Here is a 2582-nt window from a genome sequence, read left to right on the forward strand (position 1 = left end):
GGACGTCGAGTTGATCAAGGGCATCCGGCACATGCTTTACGATCAGGGCTATACGATCAAAGGCGTGCAGAAGCTGTTGCGCGAGAACGGCAACCATTTTCTGGTCGCCATCGGCAATGGCGACATGGCCGCCGTGGAGGCGATCGCCCAGCGCCGTCAAGCCGAGCAGGTGCCGCTGACGGCGGCCGCGCAGCCGCGCGGCGACGAGGATGCGCTCGTCGGCCAGCCGAAGGTGAAGCCCAGCCGCCGTTTCTTCGGTCTCGGCAAGAGTGACGACGAAGGTCCGGTGCAACCGGACGCCTCAAAGTTGTCGCGTGACAATCGCGCCTTGCTGCAGGAGGCGCTGTTCGACTTGCTGGAATGCAAACGCCTGCTCGACCAGGTTCGTTGATGGCATCATTCCACGTGATGCCGCGCGGCCGGGCCGCCGGAACTGGGCCCGTCGTCCGTGCGTTAGGCCTTCTCGAAGAGAAGGACAATCAGCATGGCATCGTTTTCGACCCTCTCCGACCTCGACATCGACAAGCAGGTCGCGGCGCTTTCGCGGCAATTGAACGACCTCAAGAAGGTTTTGGCCAGGCGCGGTGACGCCTATTATGAGGATGGCCGCGAGGCCGCGTCCGACTATTACTCGCAACTTGCCGACCGCCTTCACGAGGCGCTGCCGGCAATAAGGCGCAGGGGCAGGGTGATCGAGCGGACGGCGCGCGACCATCCGGCCACGACCGCCGCCGTCGGACTTGTCGTGGTCGGACTGCTTGCCGGCCTTTTGATCAGTCGGCGCTGATCTTTTTTGGAACGGCCTTAGAAATGGCGGCCGCGTTTTGCGACCGCCATTTCCATGCCGTGGGTGGCGATCAGCGAACGGGCTTGAAAGCCAAGATGACGAGGAGGAGTCGAACCGGCCGGCCGCGGCCTGCGCGGCCTCACATGGGCGGCGCGATGCCGTGATTCCCGACCACCACCCGGTTCGCGAGGAGCTTGCCGTCGCTGCCGCGTTGGGCGTTGACGAACACCGCGACGCCCGGCGCGAGATCCGCCGGCGTGGCAGCGGCGAATGTCACGATCGGCGTCGTCTGGGGGATTGCGATCTGCTTTTTCTGGCCGTTGTCATAGGTGAGCGTGACCGTGCGGCCCTGGATTTCGGTGACGTCGGCGACGGTGCCGTTGGTCATCCGGCTGTTGGGCTGCAGATCCCAGTCGCGGTCGCCTTCTCCCGTGCCCTTCAGCGCCGCGGGAAAGATGACGACTTCCAGCGCCCCGCTGCCGCCATCGGCCTTGGAAATCGAGGCGATACCGAGAAAATCACCCTGCTTGATATCGGCGGCCGACCCCTTGGCGACACCCGAAATCTTCCAGCCGTCGGCAAGCTTGATCGCATCGGTTTTGCCGTCGCGGTCCTTCACCGTCAGTGTCGATCCGGCAACGCCGACGACAGTGCCTCGAACGCGAGTGGCGTCCGCCGCCCATGTTTCCGTCGCGCCGATGACGCCCGAGATTGCGCCGAGCACAATTGCGACTGATTTCAAATTCATGGCATTCGATCCTTCCGTGAAACGCCCTTCGCCCGGGTTTTGGCTGCCGGTGACGGCTAGCTAACGAATCGAGGCGTCGAAAATGCCGGCGAAACTGGTCGCCGAGCTTCAAAAGAACTTGATTGGGCGCCACGCGACCTTACATGTGGGAGGCCTGCGATACCGGCCGGAATGCCGCTTCACGATGGCGTGACGGCCTAAGCTCTTGGCAAATCATTTGTTAACGAGCATTCTCCCGCCAGTCTCAGGCAACGCCACATTTCATCCGACCTGTTTCATCCAAAGGAGTTGCCATGCCCAACACCGCACGGAACGCCGTTTCCAACGACATCATTGCCGCGCCCGGCCTCAATCCGCTGAAGGCCGCTCGCGAAACGAGGGGATATACGATCGAGGAACTGTCTTTGACCTGCGGCCTGGCCGTGGGCGAGATCGTCGACATCGAGGACGGCAAGGACGCCGATCCCGCCAAGCTCCGGCGCATCGCTTCCGCGCTGCAGATGCCGGAAGAGGAATTGATCAAAGTGCCGGCCGCCGATAATCGGCCCACGCATCAGTAGAGGCGCGAAAAGCGTCCATTCGAGCCCGCCGAGGTTTTACCCGGCGGGCTTTTTAATGCCTGAATGGCGGGAAGCGCTGGCTCTTGCCAACAATGGTTTAGCCGTGCGATTCGCCGACCGCTGCTATCCGACAGACCTGACGAGGGGTCCACCATGAGCTTGGAATCGGTTCGCGCTTTCTTTGCGCGGCATGCGCCCGACATCGAAGTCATCGTCACCGAGGCCAGTTCGGCCACCGTGGCGCTGGCGGCGGAAGCCCATGGCGTGATGCCCGCGCAGATCGCCAAGACGATCTGCCTGCGTGTTGGCGACGAGACCATGCTGGTCGTCACCAGCGGCGTCGCCAGGCTCGACAACCGCAAGTTCAAAGACAGGATGGGCGGCAAGCCGCGCATGTTAGGCGGCGAGGAGGTGCTGGCCGTCACCAGCCATCCGCCGGGCGGGGTCTGTCCGTTTGGCCTGCCGGCGCCGCTTCCCGTGTATTGCG

The 2582-nt window shown here is 63.2% G+C and carries 5 protein-coding genes; 4 read left to right on the top strand and 1 reads right to left on the bottom strand.

Annotated features, from left to right (window positions below; genetic code table 11):
* A partial coding sequence (locus tag EOA23_RS33615) for a MerR family transcriptional regulator (protein ID WP_127307219.1) occupies nucleotides 1-391 on the top strand: 391 nt, incomplete at its 5' end.
* Between the two features lie 93 nt (nucleotides 392-484).
* Nucleotides 485-787, top strand: a complete 303-nt coding sequence (locus tag EOA23_RS33620) for a DUF883 family protein (protein ID WP_127251773.1) — start codon at nucleotides 485-487, stop codon at nucleotides 785-787.
* Between the two features lie 139 nt (nucleotides 788-926).
* Here the strand turns inward: EOA23_RS33620 and EOA23_RS33625 are convergent, their stop codons facing one another.
* The gene (locus EOA23_RS33625) at nucleotides 927-1535 is read right to left on the bottom strand and encodes a hypothetical protein (RefSeq protein WP_127307220.1); all 609 of its coding nucleotides are present in this window, start codon (nucleotides 1533-1535) and stop codon (nucleotides 927-929) included.
* A gap of 293 nt (nucleotides 1536-1828) precedes the next feature.
* Between EOA23_RS33625 and EOA23_RS33630 the strand changes: the two genes are divergently transcribed.
* Nucleotides 1829-2095, top strand: a complete 267-nt coding sequence (locus EOA23_RS33630) for a helix-turn-helix transcriptional regulator (protein WP_126061122.1) — start codon at nucleotides 1829-1831, stop codon at nucleotides 2093-2095.
* Nucleotides 2096-2248: 153 nt separating this feature from the next.
* Nucleotides 2249-2582: YbaK/EbsC family protein (locus EOA23_RS33635; protein WP_145966574.1), on the top strand; the 334-nt coding region annotated here is incomplete at its 3' end.

It is taken from the genome of Mesorhizobium sp. M2A.F.Ca.ET.042.01.1.1 (genome assembly GCF_003997405.1).
Taxonomy (GTDB): domain Bacteria; phylum Pseudomonadota; class Alphaproteobacteria; order Rhizobiales; family Rhizobiaceae; genus Mesorhizobium.

Bases quoted from the DNA above. Each gene is read 5' to 3' on its own strand.
- EOA23_RS33625 (WP_127307220.1), bottom strand. From the start codon at position 1,535: ATGAATTTGAAATCAGTCGCAATTGTGCTCGGCGCAATCTCGGGCGTC.
- EOA23_RS33620 (WP_127251773.1), top strand. From the start codon at position 485: ATGGCATCGTTTTCGACCCTCTCCGACCTCGACATCGACAAGCAGGTC.
- EOA23_RS33630 (WP_126061122.1), top strand. From the start codon at position 1,829: ATGCCCAACACCGCACGGAACGCCGTTTCCAACGACATCATTGCCGCG.